Genomic DNA, 16951 nt, shown 5'->3' with positions numbered 1-16951 from the left:
TGCTGGTTCTCCGGACGGCGGTCAGCCCTGCCAGCCGTAGCGGTCGCGAGCCTTCGTGACCGTCTCAGGGTCGACGGCGCCGGCTGCGGCCAGGCGGTCCAGAGCGGCCACGACGATGGATTCGGGGTCCACGTGGAAGTGGCGGCGCACTGCCTCCCTGGTGTCCGAAAGCCCGAACCCGTCCGTACCGAGTGACGAGTAGTCCTGCTCCACCCACTGACTGATCTGGTCCGGCACCTGCCGCATCCAGTCGCTGACGGCCAGGACCGGACCCTGTGCCCCCGCGAGCGCGCGGGTCACGTATGGCTCGCGCCGCTCTCCGCGCAGTCGTGCCCTGTCGGCGGCCAGCGCGTCGCGGCGAAGCTCCGTCCACGAGGTCACCGACCAGACGTCGGCCCGGACGCCCCACTGGGACCCCAGGAGTTCCTGGGCCTCCAGGGCCCAGTGGATGGCTGTTCCGGAGGCCAGCAGCTGGATCCGCGGCCCGGTGCCGGAGGAGTCTGCCCGCCGGTAGCGGTAGACGCCGCGCAGGATCCCCTCCTCGATCGACGGTTCGGCCGGCATGGGCGGCTGCGGCTTGGACTCGTTGTACACCGTCAGGTAGTAGAAGACGTCCTCCGGCCGTTCGCCGTACATTCGCCGCAGCCCTTCCTTGACGATCACGGCGATCTCGTATGCGAAAGCCGGGTCGTAGCTCACCGCGGCAGGGTTGGTGGACGACAGCAGGTGGGAGTGGCCGTCGGCGTGCTGAAGCCCCTCCCCGGTCATGGTCGTGCGGCCGGCGGTCGCGCCGATGACGAACCCGCGCCCCAACTGGTCCGCGAGTGCCCAGAACTGGTCGCCGGTGCGCTGGAACCCGAACATCGCGTAGAAGATGTAGAACGGGATCATGGGTTCGCCGTGGGTCGCGTACGACGTCGCCGCGGCGGTGAACTCGGCCGTCGAACCGGCCTCGGTTATGCCCTCGTCGATGAGCTGCCCGTTCCTGGCCTCCCGGTAGTGCAGGAGTTGGTCCGCGTCGACCGGATCGTAGGTCTGGCCGTCCGGTGAGTAGATCCCGGCCGTCGGGAACAGCGACTCCATCCCGAACGTACGGGCCTCATCAGGGATGATCGGCACCCAGCGGCGCCCGGTCTCCGGGTCGCGCATAAGGTCCTTGACGAGGCGGACCAGTGCCATCGTCGTGGCCACCTCCTGCTTACCGAAGCCCTTGCGGAGCGCCTCGAAGGGCTGGGACGGCGGCTGCGGAAGCGGCCTGGCCACGACCCTGCGCACCGGCGCGGGGCCGCCCAGGGCTGCGCGGCGCTCCCGCAAGTACCGCACTTCCGGGGACTGCGCCCCCGGGTGGCCGAAGGGCACGACGTCCCCGCTGAGCGCGCTGTCGGGGATGGGGAGCTCCAGCGCGTCCCGCAGCTCAACGAACTGGCGTGTCGTGAGCTTCTTCATCTGGTGGTTGGCGTTGCGCGACTCGAAGTCCGGCCCGAGCGTGTGCCCCTTGACCGTCTGGACGAGGACGACGGTCGGCGCCCCCCGGTGCTCGACCGCGGCCCGATACGCGGAGTACACCTTGAGCGGCTCGTGGCCACCGCGCGAGTGCCGGAACATCTCGATGAGCCGGGCGTCGCTCAGCCCCGAAGCGAGACCGCCGAGCGCGTCGCCGGCGAAGAAGTGCTCGCGCACATAGGCGGCGTCCCGCGTGGCGTAGGTCTGCATCTGGGCGTCGGGCACCGTGCCGAGACGGCGCACGAGCGCGCCGTCGGTGTCCTGGCGCAGCACGGAGTCCCAGGCCTCGCCCCAGAGAGACTTGACCACGTTCCAGCCGGCCCCGCGGAAGCGCGCCTCGAGTTCCTGGACGATCTTGGAGTTGGAACGCACAGGGCCGTCCAGGCGCTGCAGGTTGCAGTTGATGACGAAGGTCAGGTTGTCGAGGCCCTCGCGGGCGGCGAGCGTCAGTGCGGCCGTCGCCTCGGGCTCGTCCGTCTCCCCGTCACCGAGGAACGCCCAGACCCGTGAACGCGAGGTGTCCTTGATGCCCCGGTCGTGCAGGTAGCGGTTGAACCGGGCCTGGTAGATCGCCCCCAGGGGGCCGAGGCCCATGGAGACCGTCGGGAACTCCCACAGCCACGGCAGGCGCCGCGGGTGTGGGTAGGACGGCAGTCCGTTGCCACCGCTCTCGCGCCGGAAACCGTCGAGCTGGTCCTCGCTCAGCCGTCCTTCCAGAAAGACACGGGCGTAGATGCCGGGCGACGCGTGCCCCTGCACGAACAGCTGGTCTCCGGAGCCGTCGTCGTCCTTGCCCCGGAAGAAGTGGTTGAACCCGATCTCGTAGAGCCATGCCGCCGAGGCGTAGGTGGCGATGTGGCCGCCCAGGCCCAAGTGGGATCCGCGGGACACCATCACCGCCGCGTTCCATCTGTTCCACGCGGTGATCCGGGACTCCATGGCGAGGTCTCCCGGAAACGCCGGCTGTGCCGAGGCCGGGATCGTGTTGATGTAGTCCGAGGAGAGGAGTCCGGGCAGGGCGACGCCGGACCGGGCCGCGTGCTCGTGGACGCGCCGCAGCAGGTAGCCGGCCCGTTCCGGGCCCGCGTTCCTCATCACCGCGTCCAGCGAGGCCCGCCATTCCGCGGTCTCCTCGGCGTCACGGTCCGGCAGCTGGTCGAGCTGGCTCGTCGCAGTTACCTCTACGGCGGAAACCGGGTCACTCATGGCAGCCTTCCTGTCACAGTCGTGCGGCTAGGGGTGCCACCGACACGTACTTCTGACCAAGTCGGAGGGCGGAACGTGACACGTGTCGCCGGACAGCACTCCGGTCGGGCGGCAGGCTGAGGCTGTCCGCGCCACAAAGGAGAAAGCGCGAAACGACTCGCTCAGCCACTGAGGGAGCCGGTTATAGCGTCTCCGGTATCTGAAGTCGCGCTATCCGAGGGACCGGGACAGTCAGAGGGCTGTCTGATCGCCCTTTTGAGACGGGTGGGCTGATCGCTTCTCGGGACGGCATCCAGGAGGGAGTGCCCCGCCCGGGCGCCGCGCCCCCCAGCCGTTACAACCGTTGGGTGATCTCTGCACCGAAGCAGTGGAGATCTGCTCGCAGCCAACGGCTGGGCGGTCCTAGGCGCGAGTGGGCCAGGCGGCTACGGGACGTCGTGCATCAATCCAGCGATGTCGGTCGGGATGGGAGGGAGGGGTTCGTGCCTCACCCCTGTCTGCGGTGACCACGCCAGGTTGACTCTCAGGTCCGGGTTGAGATCGAAGAAGTCGGAGCGGTGGTGACAGCCTCGGGTCTCGCGCCGCTCCACTGCGCACTCGAGTGTCGCTCGTGCGGCCAGGACGGCGGATCTGAGGTCGAAGGCGTGTGCAAGATCCTCAAAGCCGCTGATATCGACGTGGACGCCCACGTCCAGCATCCGGTTTTCGATCTCCGCAAGGCCACTGAGGCCGGCAGCGAGGCCAGCTTCGTTTCGCACTACGCCGGCGTGTTCCGTCATCAGGTGGCGTACTGACCGCTGCAGCGCGCGAACGTTCTGGGCGCCGTCAGCGGCAAGGAGGCGGTTCACGTCCGACTCGGCGTCGCGAACTGCTCCGAGTGACCGTTGTTGGCCGGTGAGCTTGGCCGAGTACTCCGCTGCGGCCCGGCCGACGATCGGACCGTAGACGAGTAGTTCGATCAGTGAGTTGCCCTCCAACTGGTTTGCGCCGTGCAGACCGCTGGCGGCCTCCCCGACCGCGAAGAGCCCGTTGACATCGGTGCTGTGATCCTCAGGTCTGACCCAGATACCGCCCAGGGAGTGGTGGGCGGTCGGTGTGACCTCGATCGGGTCGTGGGTGACATCGAGCGTTTGCAGCTCCAGGAGGCTCTGATGCACCGCCGGGAGTCGGGTCAGGACCGTCTCTCTCGGCAGATGGGACAAATCGAGCCACACGCCGCCGGCCTGAGTTCCGCGGCCTTCTTTGATCTCCGTGTAGGAAGCCGCCGCGACCTTGTCCCGGCTGGACAGCTCCATGCATTGGGGATCGTAGCGCGTCATGAACCGCTCGCCGAGGTTGTTGAGGAGGATTCCGCCCTGGTCACGTGCGGCCTCGCTGACCAGCGTGCCGGCCGCGTTGTCCGGCTTGATCAGCCCGGAGGGGTGGAACTGAACCAGTTCGGGGTCGCGCAACCGGGCACCGGCCGCGGTGGCGAGGCGGAAGGAGTCGCCGGTGTTCTCGTTGCGGCGCGAGGACGTATGCCGCCAGATCCGGGTGTGTCCCCCTGTCGCCAGGACTACGGCGTCGGCGTGCACGAGGTAGCGCGAGCCGTCAACGAGGTCGAAACCATAGGCGCCGAACACCGTGCCGTTGTCGACCAGCAGCCGGGTGATGAACAGGCTCGTCAGGATGGGAACGGCGAGCTGATTCGCGCGTTGCCATAGCACTCGCTGTACCTGCGGGGCTGTGAACTCGCCCCCGAACGCGGTGCTGGAGTATGACTGAGCGCCGCTTCGACGCTGGGCGTTCCGCCTGTCGCCTTGATGATCGAAACGCATGCCGTAGCGTTCCAGGTCGTGAAGTCGCAGCGCGGCATTGCGGGCCAGGACCAGCACGGTGCGTGGGTCGGCGAGCAAGCCACCCTCCTGCAACGTGTCAGCCGCATGCTGCCCCCACGTATCTCCAGTGCCGACGACGGCCGACGCCGCGCCGATCCCACCATCCGCCATGACACCGTACGCGTCTTCGGCCACGCGCCTGCCGACTGCTATGACGGACACACCCGCTTCTGCGACCTCGATAGCTGCTCGAAGACCTGCTTCTCCGGTTCCCACCACAAGGACGGACGTGGCGAGATGGTGGCCGAGCGATGACATGAGGCCTCCTGTGACGGCGGACGGACCGTATCTGTCGACCGGATGGCGGCGACGTCTGTGACAATCGCGCGATCACAAGGTGTGGAGACTGTCACAGTAGCTCGACGTCATGCCGCCATGTGATGCGAGGCGTCCCAGGTATTGTTCTTGCAAAGCGGACAATGATCCTGGGCGCCGTCCCGGGCATCCTCTAGGAGTCGAGTCGCATGGCCACAAGCCCGCTTCCCGCCCTGGTGGGCCGGCATTCCGAGTGCACAGCGCTCGATGACATGCTGGTTACCTTGCGTGAGGGTGGGTCCCGTGTGTTGGTGATCCGCGGCGAAGCAGGTATCGGGAAGTCGGTGCTTCTGGAGTACGCAGCTGCCCAGGCGTCCCGGGTGACGGTGACCCGGGCGCATGGCATTGAGGCCGACATGGAGCTGCCCTACGCGAGCCTGCACCAGCTGTGTGCGCCATTTGTGGCCGGCGTCGAAGCGTTGCCGGAGCCCCAGCGCGATGCTCTTTGGGTGGCGTTCGGGATGGCGGCGGGCGATCCGCCTGACCGCTTTCTGGTCGGCCTCGCCGTGCTGACCCTCCTCACCCGAGCTTCAGAGAGCCGACCGGTACTCGTCTTGGTGGACGACGCCCAGTGGTTTGATCAGGTTTCTTTGCAGACACTGGAGTTCGTGGCTCGGCGACTGTTCGCCGAGGCCGTCGCCATGGTCTTTGCGGTACGGGACCCTGAGGGTCAGGCTGCACTCGTCGGTCTGCCGGAGTTGCGCATCGGCGGTCTCGATACTGCCGCGGGCGGAGAGCTCCTCGAGACTGCCGTCGGCGGGCGGCTGGAGAAGCGGGTCCGGGACCGGTTCGTGGCTGAGATGGACGGCAATCCACTTGCGCTACTCGAGTTTTCCCGGGGGCGTAGCGCGGCCCAGCTGGCATACGGTATGGCCTCCAGTTCCACTGCTCTCCGAGGGACCGTGTCGAGCCGCGTCCAGCAGGACTTCGCCAGTCGGCTTGCTGCGCTGCCGGAGCAAACTCGAACGCTGCTACTGATCGCCGCAGCGGAGCCGGTCGGTGACGGGCATCTGCTGGTACGCGCGGCCACCCACATGAAGATCCCTCACAATGGCGCACCGGCCAAGGCGGCCGGCCTGATCGAGTTCGGTGAATCTGTTCGGTTTCGGCACCCGCTGGTGCGTTCCGCGGTCTACCAACAGGCCGACCCGGAAGAGCGCCGGGCGGTGCACCGGGCTCTGGCCGCGGCAACGGACCCGGTATTGGACCCCGACCGGCGCGCCTGGCATGCCGCGCAGGCCGCCGAAGGGCCGGACGAGGAAGCGGCCGCAGGCCTGGAGCAGGCCGCCGGCCGTGCCCGGCAGCGGGGCGGCATGGCCGCTGAGGCGGTTCTGCTGGAGCGCGCAGCCGATGTGACACCGGATTCCTGGGCGCGGGGGCGCCGGGCCCTCGCGGCCGCCGAGGCGCACCTCTCGGCCGCTTCCCACGACAGCGCCACGGAATTGGCGACGCGGGCCGAACTCTGCCCCCTCAGTCCTATGGACCGCGCACGCGTGACACGCTTGCGTGCCAGGATCCTCTTCGCCCGTAGCCGCAGCGACGAGGCAGCACCTCTGCTCCTCGATGCCGCCGCGCAGTTTGCCGCCGCCGAGTCGTCACTGGCACGAGAAACCTACCTCGAGGCGATCAGCGCGACCATCTTCGCCAGCACGGTCCACGGTCCGACAGGTGCCCGCGCCGCAGCGACCGCGGCCCGCGCATCCGGGGCGCCCCCTTCCGGTTCCATTGCCGCCGACCTGCTCCTGGACGGTGTCTCCACGCTCCTCGCAGAGGGCTACGAGACCGGCGTCCCTGCTCTGCGACGAGCGCTGGACCCTCTGGCACACGAGGAAGTCGGCACCCGGGAGGCGACGATGCGTTGGCTCCTCTTGGCCCCGGTCGCGCTGGAAGCGTTTATTCACCACGCTTGGGACCTACACGCCTGGGACACGCTGGCAACTCGTGCTGTGCGCCTGGCTCGCGACATCGGAGCACTCGGCGCACTGCCGCCGGCGCTGGTCTACCTCAGCGGGGTCCACATCCACTCCGGCAATTTCACCGAAGCAACCCGAATGATCGACGAAGCCGACGCCATCGCCGCTGCGACCGGGCACGCCCCGCATCAGTACGCGGGGCTCGTCCTGGCCGCATGGCGAGGCGACGAAGACGCTGCCGCCGGCATCATCGAAAACGCCAAGGCAAGCGCCGCACAACGGGGCGAGGTATCCCTCCTGGGCGTCACGGGCTACATCCAAAGCGTCCTTTTCAACGGCATGGCACGCTATGACCGGGCCCTGGAAGCCGCTCGCTCCGGAATCGAACACGACGGTTTCAACTTCGCCGGACTGTCGCGAGTCGAACACATCGAAGCCGCCACCCGATGCGGCAAGATCGAAGAAGCTCGCGCCTCGCTTGCACATCTGGTCGAACTCGCCCGGGCGGCCAAGTCCGGATGGGCTTGTGGCGCCAGCGCCCGCAGCCAAGCCCTCCTCACCGTCGAGGATGACGACGCCGACCACCTCTACCAGACCGCTATCGAGGAATTCACTCGCGGCGGCGTTGTCGTGGAAGCAGCACGTACCCATCTCCTCTACGGAGAGCGGCTACGTCGGTCCCGTCGCCGTGCGCGCGCCCGCGAGCACCTTCGCACGGCACACGAGATGTTCGACGGAATGGGGGCCAACGCGTTCGCCGAGCGCGCTCGCCGCGAGTTGCTCGCCACCGGCGAGCACGTCAGGGTTCGTAAAGCCAACCCGACGAGCGCCCTGACCCCACAAGAATCACAGATCGCGACTCTGGCCGCCGACGGCATGACAAACGCGAAGATCGGTGCGGAACTGTTTATCAGCGCTCACACCGTGGAGTGGCATCTACGGAAAGTGTTCACGAAACTCGGGATCAGCTCACGTCGCTCGCTGCCGGGTGCTCTCTCGATCGCTCCGGCCTCGGACACCAAGAGGGCAAGCCCTGAGCAATCCGGCTGAAGCCCGTCCCCAAACTGATCTTGCACACGAGTCTGACCGCCACGTGGCACGAGGTTGCGGCCTCGTCAAATCCAGAAGTGATACCGCGGGCGTAGTCGCTTGAAGCAGCGCTCAACGACGTTGCGTCGGCTGCGGACCTGGCGGTCGAGCACCCACTGGGGTAACACGGTGGTAGCGGTGCTGCCGTTGGTCGGCTCTCTCCGGACTGACGCGCGCGATGACCTATTTGCGCAGGTAGGCACGGAACCGCGAAGGCCATATCCCTTGTCGGCGACGCCCTGGTCAGGTTTACACCGGCGCCGGCCTGGGCCGGTGCGCTGAACGCAGATGCGTCCAAAAGTGGGCAGGCGCAGACGCTGTCGCCATTGGCCGGATGTCAGATCCCGGGCGGGCGCCCCTTGGCGTCGCATGCAAGATGGAATTCGGTGGACAGCACTTCCCGGGATCGGTCCAAGGAGTGATTATCCGGTTGCTACGGCCGGTAGATCCCTCCGTGTCTGACGGTGGTAGCGGCGAGCTGGTGGGCGCAGGCGAAAGCTGAGTCGATCTGGACGAGCCAGTCGATGTCGCCGACCTCTCCCGAACGAACCCGGACGATCCGGAGAGCTCGGGTGAAAACGCCGCACAGCGCGCAACGGCGAAAGCGGGTGTAGACCGGTTTCCATGGCCCATGAGGTTCCAGCAGGTCACGCCAGAGGATTTCGGTCCGGATCTTGGAGACCATCCCCCGTTATCACCTGCTGGGTCCACCCGCGGCCGCCCGTAGCGGCCAGCGATCTCAATGAAGCCGAGTAACTGCCACTCGCGATCGCCGATTCTGTGACGGCGTATTACCCAGCCATGATCCAACCATCGCGATGATCTTTCAAACGACCCCGATGCTCGCGGGGGCGCATGGCGTGGGATACCACGGGGTCCGCCGTGGGCCTACGGGGTTCCCCCCGGACTTCCAGGGCGCGGTAAGCGGTGCCGCGGAGCGAGTGTGGATCCATCGCCCTTCATGGGCGGTTTCACCGTCAAAGGAGACCCTGATGGCCGCGCCATGCCTGGAGACGAACCCGACCGAGACCATGGCCGTCGACACAGCCAAGGATGATCTCGACCTCGCGCTCGACGTCTTCCTGATCCAGCGAAAACGGCTGATCGGCATCGCTTACAAGATTCTCGGCGACGTCTCTGGGGCCGAAGACGTGGTCCAGGAGATGTGGCTGCGCTGGCAGCACACCGACCGCGCGAAGGTCAAGAACCCTGCGGCATTCCTGAGCACAGCCACTACTCGCCTTGCGATCAACGTCATCAAGTCCGCGCGGCACCGCCAGGAAATACCAACCGAGACGGACTTGGTCGACCTCGTCGAAGGGATCGCCCCTGATCCCGTGATGCATGCTGAGCAACTCGACCGGGCCGGTGAGGCCTTGGCCCTACTCATGGCAAGGCTCACGCCAGACGGGCTGGCAGCCTACGTACTACGCAAGTGCTTCGACTACGCGTACGCCGATCTTGCCAAATTCCTCGGAACCAGCGTGGCGAACACCCGGCAATTGGTCCGCCGCGCGCAGGCCCGCATCGAAGGTGACCGCGACTGGCCGATCCACAACGAGTCACACCGGCGACTCGTCACGGCGTTCCACACCGCCGCCAGCACCGGCGATCTGAAAGACCTCACAGAGTTCCTCACTCCATGCAGCCGTACGCAGCGCTCGCTGGTGCCGACTCCGGCTGTCTCGCCGTAGTCAGCAACTGGTCACATGACGACACTCACAGCAGCTGACACATGGGGTGGGTAGGCGGTGCCTGCCCTGCCCAGGGCAGGGGTTGAGCGTTGCGCCCCGTGTGTGGACGTCCCGTGGATCGTGTCGGATGAGCTGTGTGTCCGCTTGGAGCCGTTGCTGCCGCAGCGCGAACGGCGCTTCCGGTATCCCGGCCGCAAGCCGCTGCCGGACCGGGAGCTGCTCTGCGGGATCCTGTACGTACTGCACACCGGAATCCGGCTCGTACGGCAGGACCTCCGGTACGGAGTCTGCGGCGTGCGCTATGTTGCCGATGCCCAGCACCACCAGCGTGCACACCTTGACCACTGGCACCAGCCTGGGCTCCCCCCGCAGGGCGGTGGCCAGCGTCGACTCGGTCCGAGGAAGGCGTAGCCGCGCTTGTCGTAGCGAGTCGCCACAGCCCAATGCTGCTTCAGTCGGTTGATGGCCCGTTCCACGGTGTTGCGTTTCTTGTACCCGTCTTCGTCGAAGCCGGGTGGTCGTCCGCCGCGTGAGCCTTTGCGCAGGCGGGCGGCCTGGCTGTCGGTCTTCTCCGGGATGGTGTGCCGGAGACCCGACGCCGCAGGTACTCACGACAGGGCCGGAATTGGAAGCTTCGGGCTCGCCGACCACTGGAGGTACGCCCCGGGCTTGAAGCATGCATCGCGCACATGGTGGTCCGTGCCCGCCTCATCCCCTCAGCGGCCCAGGACGCACGTGGCGCCTCTTTGCCGGCACACAACTCCACCGTGTCTCATTTGAGGCGATTTATCAAAAATGATACTTTTCACACCAAGGTGGGCGAATCGGCCTCCGGAGGCGCTGGACCCAACTCCGTGTTCCGCGCGGTGTGTGATGGCGCACGCGTGGACTACTCCGCAAGAGGAGAGTCAGATGTCTGAAGCATCCGGCCCTGGGGCAGTCCGCCCTTTCACGTTCGACTTTTCCGACGTGGAACTCGAGGAGCTGCGTCGGCGTATCAGGGAGACGCGCTGGCCTGAGAAGGAGACCGTCGCCGACCAGTCACAGGGCACGCCCCTCGCCACGCTGAAGGAACTCGCCCGCTACTGGGCCGAGGAGTACGACTGGCGCAAGATCGAGGCGAGGCTGAAGGCCTTTCCGCACTTCATCACCGAGATCGACGGACTGGACATCCACTTCATCCACGTCCGCTCCCAGCATGAGGACGCCCTGCCTCTTCTCGTGACACATGGCTGGCCCGGATCGATCATCGAGCAGCTGAAGATCATCGATCCGCTCGTCGATCCCACATCCCATGGCGGGGACGCCTCCGACGCATTCCACCTCGTGGTGCCGTCAATGCCTGGCTACGGCTTCTCTGCCAAACCGACAGCACCCGGCTGGAATCCCAAGCGGATGGCAACAGCGTGGGCAGAGCTCATGACACGCCTCGGATACACGAGGTACGCGGCGCAGGGTGGCGACTGGGGCGCAATCGTCACAGAACAAATGGGGCTCCAGAAGCCCGAGGGCCTGATCGGCTTCCACACCAACATGGCCAACGCGGTACCCCCGGACATCATGGGCGCAATCGAGGGCGGAGCCCCGCTGCCCGACGATGTGTCTCTCAGCCCAGAGGAGAGCGAGGCTGTCCAGCAGCTGCGATCTGCCTACGCGGACGTCCCCTACGCCTATGAGATGGGCACCGCTCCCCAATCACTGGCCGGTCTGGTCGACTCGCCCGTCGGCCTCGCCGCCTTCATGCTCGACCACGACTGGCAGAGTCTGGAGATGATCTCCCGGTCGGTTGCCGGTGAGGCCGAAGGCTTGACACCTGACGACGTGCTCGACAACATCACGCTGTTCTGGCTGACGAAATCGGCGGTCTCCGCGGCACGTCTGTACTGGGAGAACGCCAATGCCGGGATCTCATTCTTCGGTGCCAAGGGAGTCAAGCTTCCCGTCGCCGTCAGCGTCTTCCCCACCGAGATGTACAGGCCTCCAAGAAGTTGGGTCGAGCGGGCTTACCCCAACCTCATCCACTACAACAAACTCCCCCAAAGGCGGCCACTTCGCCGCATGGGAGCAGCCCGACTACCTTGTCGACGAAGTTCGCACCGGCCTGCGCCCGCTCCGCCGGTGACAGACGCACTGTGATGGGATCTTCGAGAACGGCTGTGGCGGATATTTCGTGACGGCCAGTTCTCAACATCCCGTGTAGTCCTCGATGTCCGTTCCCCAGCATGGTGTGCGTGGGGGACGAACGTTTCTGGGACATGGTGTGGCCCGATGCCGAGGGGCTGGGCGTCGATGCAGTGGGCGTCATTGAGGATGCTGTGTGGATCGACCTGCAGGCTCGGCAGCCGACGCCGGACTACGGCGAGCAAGAACCGGACAGTTCAGTTACCTGCTTCTGCTGACGACCACTTGCTCAGGGCTCGATCGCTACGAACGTCGGTTCAGGTCGGGCCGACCATACGCCAGACGCTGAGCTTCGGCCGTGACCTCGGCATCGAGCTGGGCCAACGCCCTGTTTTCATACTCGACGATGTCGTACTCGTCATCAAGCTCAGCAAGGCGCTCGGCCAGGGGGAGCCGGTGGCCGAACCGTTGGTGGATGCGCATAACAAGCTCTCGCGGCGTCAGCCGGCCCGCCAGCATCCGGTGCGCGAGCGCCCGCACTGCAGCGTCCTGCCCGGCCTCGCTGTCGCGCGCGTAGAACACAAGCTCCAGCTCATCGAGTACGACGGGAAGCAGGTCGGGAACGTCGCACCCCGCGTCCGCACGCGTGTATCCGGCCAGAATGCGCAGTGCCGGACTGTCGAGTCCGGCAGCGAGCGCCGCGCAGGCAGCCTCGACGACATCGTGAGCATGGGCCTCACCGATACTCCAGAGGACAGCGAGGTCTTTGCGAGTCATCGGTTGCGAGTTCGATCGGCGACACCTACGCATGATCCCCTGCACGAGATGGCCCCGTTGACCGCCTTTCGGCTCAGGCGCCGACCGCGCTTACGGACGATCTCCTACTCAGACAGTCGCCCGTGACCAGCACGAGCGCCGCGACGACCGGTCACACCGTCCGGCGCGAACTGACACGGCGTCGAGGCCCGGGAGTTCGTCGAGGCGCTGCCTGCCGGGAAGAAGCGACTGTCGTCTCTCGTTCCAACTGCTTGCCCGTCCCGTGGATCTCCAGCCGAACCGGCACCTGCTCGGCAAACCGTCGCGGGCCGCGTTCAGCTACTTCCGTCCCCTCAGAAGTCCCGCCGTCATGCGGTATCGCCTCTCGGAGCCGGCCTTTTGCTGCAGGTCGTCGGCTACGTCGTTACGCACAGCTGCCTGGAGCTCGAGGAGGCGCATGCCGGCAGCGCCTACGGAGTGGGTGACTGGCCTTGTGGTCAGGAATCCGCACCCCGGCGAGGAGGGGAGGTCCACCTCGCAAGCGTGGCCGGGCCGCGTCGAAGACAGCGAGCTGCGCGTCTGTGCTCTGCGGTCGCACCACGCGCCCGACGATCCCAGGACGGCGCAGCGCACCGGCCCGCCCGCTTGTGCCGAGCGGTACCACCCCCCGCTCACCGGCATTCCGTTTCGCGATCTTGGCCCCTGTGGCGTGATGCCACCCAACGGGACGTCTCCCAGGTGAAGGTCTTCTCGACGCCGCTGACCACCACGTCGACCAGCGCGACTGCGTCGACGCGGAGCGGCGCGAGGCTGGGGCGGACTCGGCGTACACGTCGGTGGATCTGTGGGTAGTGGTCCGGTTGGCCTGCGACTCCGTCAGATGCGAAGCACCGGCCTCGTACGTGGTGGCCGCAATCGGCCGCGGATCAAACTCCGACGCGACGGAGTGCGCGTGATCAAGCGCCCGCGTGGACGTGTGCGGCCCACACCGACGGCAGATTCGGATACTTCGTCCTGAGCTCCCTGACCGTGCGATGGACCGCCGCCGACGCGCACAACGCACCGGATCGATCCGCGGTCAACTCGCCGTAGATCTGCTGGCTGAAGGCTGGTGCCACGGCGTCGTCGACGCGCCAGAGCGTGCCGACCACCTGAGAGAACCCGGCGATCTGAAAAGCCGCCATCGGGTGGATCGCCTCGTCGGACAGGCGGGCGGTGGTGCGGGCCGTGTCGCAGGCCGAGAGGAACGCGAACTCCGCGCTTTGCAGGCGCAGCCGGGAAAGGTCCAGCACCCGAAACGACGCACGGTCGTGGTCGTGCAGCGCGAGGTGACTGTCCGAGGGGTTGTCCGGGTCGCTGTACCCGTGGCAGGCGAAGTGTGCCCAGCTACTGGCCGGCAAGGCGTCGAGAACGGCGTCACGAGTCGCGTCCGCGCCGACCAGAACCGTGGCGCCGGGAATGAGAGCGGCAAGATGGTCGGCCTCTGCCTGTGCGCCGGGCAGGTCCGGGGCGTCCGGAGTGTGCGGCATGGCGACCACCAGCAGCCGCGGCTCGTTCCGGTCGTCGCGGCGGCCCGCCCGGGCGTGGCCCAGAGCGCGGATCGTCGGAGTTGTTGAGGAGACGACGCGGTCGATGAGCACAGGTCCGCCGTCGCGATGGTGGCCCGCTGCGTGCAACGGGAGCAGGCTGAGCGACCCTACCGGGGCCCACCAGATCCTTGGCCACGGACCATCCGCAGCCGGTTCCGCCGTCAGCCCCAGTTCGCCGAGCACAGGGCCCGCGACGGTGTCCCACAGCCACTCGAGCGTGTCATGGATCGTCTGTTCGGCGGCCAGCCGCCCCTTCGTGAACGCGGTGTGCAGCGCTCGTACGCGGTGACTCACCGTCTCTTCGCTCAGCCCGTCCAGCGCGCGTGACCGGATCCCGTCGGGAGTGATGATCAGCGCGTCGCACCGGTGCCGGCTGACGTTGACGTACACGATCGGCCCCTCGTGTGCCTGCGCGGTGAGGTCAGTGAGCAGCGGGGGCCGTAGGAACCGCATCATCCCGGGCAGCGCGCGGATCCGGTCGGTCACCGCGTCGAGTTCGTCGGCGAGGGCCACGCGGTCGTTCGTGGTGTCGGTTTCGAACTCCGCGGTAAGCGTCCGGAAGCGCTCGGCCAGCTCGGGTGCCCGCTCGCGCAGGTCGGAAAGATCGCCACGGCTGTCGAGTGCCTGGGCGGCGAGCACGCAGCGCCCGGATTCGAGCAGGGTCACCGCGCTCACCTCGTCGCCGGCGGCCAGCGCGCACGCGGCGGCGTCGGCGGCGACCCCGGCGAACCGGCCAAGCCAGTACTGGGCGTCCTGTCGGCCCAGGCGGCGCCCGGCGAGCCGGGGCAGCAGCCGGACCGCGGCGGCGTACCCCTCGGCGGCCACGTCGAACTGCCCGGCTTCGGCGGCCAGGCCACCCCACCGGTCCGCCGCTTCCGCCCGGCTTTCCGCCGGCGATCCGGCAGAGGCTGCGGCCTCTCGGTAGCAGGCGAGTGCCTCGGTCAGCGCGTCGGCGTCGCCGAGGTGCCGGAAGCCGAGCGCCAGCACGCCTGCGACGGTGGTCAGCAAACCCGCCCGGGAATATGCGTCCTGCTCGGGTCTGCGCGCCGCACTCCGGGCCAGGCCGACCGCCTCGGCGAGGACCTGCGGATCCGGCGGCTCCCGTCGCGCGACGGCTGATGCGACCGGCTTCGTGCTCCAGTCGCCGAGCGCGGCGGCCAGACTCGCGGTATACCCGGGCCAGTGCGGGCTGTCCTCCGGAGTCGCGGCCACGGACGCGCGACGCGCCACGATCGCGTCCCGCAACGCGTTGAGGTCGCCGAACTTCTCGTACGCCATCCCCAGCACACCGCCGAGATTGGCCAGCCGCACTGCCCGGTCCGGGTCGTCGTCCGCCGTCACATCCGCGGCCGCGCGGTGCGCGTCGACCGCCTCGTCGAGCACGCTCGCCTCGCCTGTCCTGGTGAACCAGTCGGACAGCATGGCGCCAAGATTGGAGAGCCGCTGTGCCTGCCCGGCGACCAGGCTCGCGCCAAGCCGGACGGACTCCCGCGCGCGTTCGACCGCCTCCGACAACACCTGCAGCTCACCGGTCACCCGGAACCGGTTGTGCAGCACGACGGCGAGGATCCCGAGCGAACGCGGGTGCTCGCCGCGCCCGGCGGTGGCCTCGGCGGCACGGCGAGCGACGTCGATCGCTTCTCTGACGTGGGCCAGGTCTCCGGTCGCGTAGAACAACGCGTTCAGGTTGACGGCAAGGTTGCCCATGAACCGGACCCGCAGCAGAGGGTCCGCCGACGTGCACGCGACCGCCTCCCGCTCGATGGTCACCGCCTCCACGAGCGCGGCTTGGTCCCCGAACGCTTCACCGCGGGTGGCCAGCGCCGCGGCGAAGTGGTCCAACCGAATGCCGCGGCGGGGGTGCCCGGCGGGAGTCACCGCCGCCACCGAGCGCCCGAGCTCGATCGCCCGCTCAAGCAGGGCTGAGTCCCGGGTCTGCTCGAACTCGGCAGCGTATCGGCCGCACACTTCGGCTTCGGTGTCGGCGCGTTCCCAGCCGCCGGTCGATTCCGGGCGCTCGCCGGTGAGCGCGGCCCAGTCTCGTTCCGTGGCCGTCAACTCGCCGAGGTTCTGCGAGTGGCGCGGATCGGTGACCGGGGTGTGGGCCGCCAGCGTCTGCCGGACCCACAGCAGTTCGGCCAGATCATCCCGCGCTCCGCGAGCCCGGTAGCGGTCGTCGAGAAGGTACGCGAGGATCTTCAACCGGTCGAGCACGTCGGACGACCCGGCCGGCGTGAGCTCCACCGCCCGCCGCGCGGCGTCCACCGCTTCCTCCGTGACACCTGTCTCCCCGGTGCCACGGGACCAGTCACGCAGGACGACGGCGAGGAAGTGCAGGCTCCTCGCGGCGAGCACGTCGTCGGGGGAGCATTCGACGGCGGCCCGCGCGTGCTCGACGGCTTCGGCCAGGAGGTCAAGGTCCTCCGTCACAGTGAACGCCGTCCGCAGCGCGACAACGAGGTTACCCAGGTAGAACGCCTTCTTCGTGGACGGTTCCTCGTCGACGGCCGTCCGGCTCCAGTCCAGCGCGTCCGCCAGGGTGCCGCGGTCCTGGTTCTGCTGAAACGCGGTGTGCAGCAGCATGCCGATGTTGTTGGCGTAACTGGCCGAGTCCTCCGGGCTTTCGTACGCCAGGAGGTAAGCCTCCGTGACTGTGCGGACGGCTTCCTGCAGGAACTCGAAGTCGCCGCTCTGGTGGAACCGGGTCTGCAGCAGGCCCCCGAGATTGGAGAGGATCGTGCGGCGCTCGGCCACGTCCTCGGCGGCCAGGACGGCACGGCCGAGGTCGATCGCCTTCTCGACGGACGCGGCATCCGCGCTGTGCCGGGCCACGTGGAACGCATCCCAGAACCGTTCGGCCAGGCCGTTCTCGGGCCCGCCGCCCATGC

At 67.7% G+C, this 16951-nt stretch carries 9 protein-coding genes and 2 pseudogenes; 5 read left to right on the top strand and 6 right to left on the bottom strand.

The genetic code is table 11. The annotated features are described in order from the left end of the window. Positions 1-21: 21 nt before the first annotated feature. Positions 22-2709: a pyruvate dehydrogenase (acetyl-transferring), homodimeric type gene (aceE, locus tag ACZ7LV_RS04855; RefSeq protein WP_471935724.1), complete on the bottom strand. Its 2688-nt coding sequence runs from the start codon at positions 2707-2709 to the stop codon at positions 22-24. A gap of 425 nt (positions 2710-3134) precedes the next feature. Beyond that, the gene (locus tag ACZ7LV_RS04850) at positions 3135-4844 is read right to left on the bottom strand and encodes an FAD-binding protein (RefSeq protein ID WP_471935720.1); all 1710 of its coding nucleotides are present in this window, start codon (positions 4842-4844) and stop codon (positions 3135-3137) included. 206 nt (positions 4845-5050) lie between these two features. Here ACZ7LV_RS04850 and ACZ7LV_RS04845 point away from each other — a divergent pair, with 206 nt between their 5' ends. Beyond that, positions 5051-7864: a helix-turn-helix transcriptional regulator gene (locus tag ACZ7LV_RS04845; RefSeq protein ID WP_471935717.1), complete on the top strand. Its 2814-nt coding sequence runs from the start codon at positions 5051-5053 to the stop codon at positions 7862-7864. Between the two features lie 472 nt (positions 7865-8336). Here ACZ7LV_RS04845 and ACZ7LV_RS04840 read toward each other — a convergent pair whose 3' ends face one another. Then, positions 8337-8588 (bottom strand): hypothetical protein, encoded by a 252-nt coding sequence (locus ACZ7LV_RS04840; RefSeq protein WP_471935715.1) that lies wholly within the window; start codon positions 8586-8588, stop codon positions 8337-8339. Between the two features lie 307 nt (positions 8589-8895). On the opposite strand from ACZ7LV_RS04840, the gene ACZ7LV_RS04835 reads away from it, so the two are divergent. Both ACZ7LV_RS04835 and ACZ7LV_RS04830 read left to right on the top strand, forming a co-directional pair. Continuing rightward, a complete protein-coding gene (locus ACZ7LV_RS04835; protein ID WP_471935712.1) occupies positions 8896-9597 on the top strand; it encodes a sigma factor in 702 nt (233 codons plus the stop codon). 61 nt (positions 9598-9658) lie between these two features. Beyond that, positions 9659-9852 (top strand): annotated as a pseudogene (locus ACZ7LV_RS04830) (IS5/IS1182 family transposase); the annotation flags it as partial. 44 nt (positions 9853-9896) lie between these two features. Here ACZ7LV_RS04830 and ACZ7LV_RS04825 read toward each other — a convergent pair. Beyond that, positions 9897-10213: pseudogene (locus tag ACZ7LV_RS04825) on the bottom strand (hypothetical protein); the annotation flags it as partial. 296 nt (positions 10214-10509) lie between these two features. Here ACZ7LV_RS04825 and ACZ7LV_RS04820 point away from each other — a divergent pair. Further along, the gene (locus tag ACZ7LV_RS04820) at positions 10510-11733 is read left to right on the top strand and encodes an epoxide hydrolase family protein (RefSeq protein ID WP_471935709.1); all 1224 of its coding nucleotides are present in this window, start codon (positions 10510-10512) and stop codon (positions 11731-11733) included. Positions 11734-11828: 95 nt separating this feature from the next. Next, positions 11829-11996, top strand: a complete 168-nt coding sequence (locus ACZ7LV_RS04815) for a hypothetical protein (protein WP_471935706.1) — start codon at positions 11829-11831, stop codon at positions 11994-11996. A gap of 25 nt (positions 11997-12021) precedes the next feature. On the opposite strand, the gene ACZ7LV_RS04810 is transcribed toward ACZ7LV_RS04815, so the two are convergent. After that, the gene (locus ACZ7LV_RS04810) at positions 12022-12495 is read right to left on the bottom strand and encodes a hypothetical protein (RefSeq protein WP_471935704.1); all 474 of its coding nucleotides are present in this window, start codon (positions 12493-12495) and stop codon (positions 12022-12024) included. Positions 12496-13430: 935 nt separating this feature from the next. Then, complete coding sequence (locus ACZ7LV_RS04805) at positions 13431-16949, bottom strand: CHAT domain-containing protein (RefSeq protein ID WP_471935702.1); 3519 nt, start codon at positions 16947-16949, stop codon at positions 13431-13433. Between the last annotated feature and the right edge of the window lie 2 nt (positions 16950-16951).

The sequence above is a fragment of the Streptomyces sp. NPDC107562 genome (assembly GCF_055657325.1).
The sequence above is the reverse complement of the archived record's forward strand: the minus strand, read 5'-3'. Positions and strand labels throughout refer to the sequence as shown.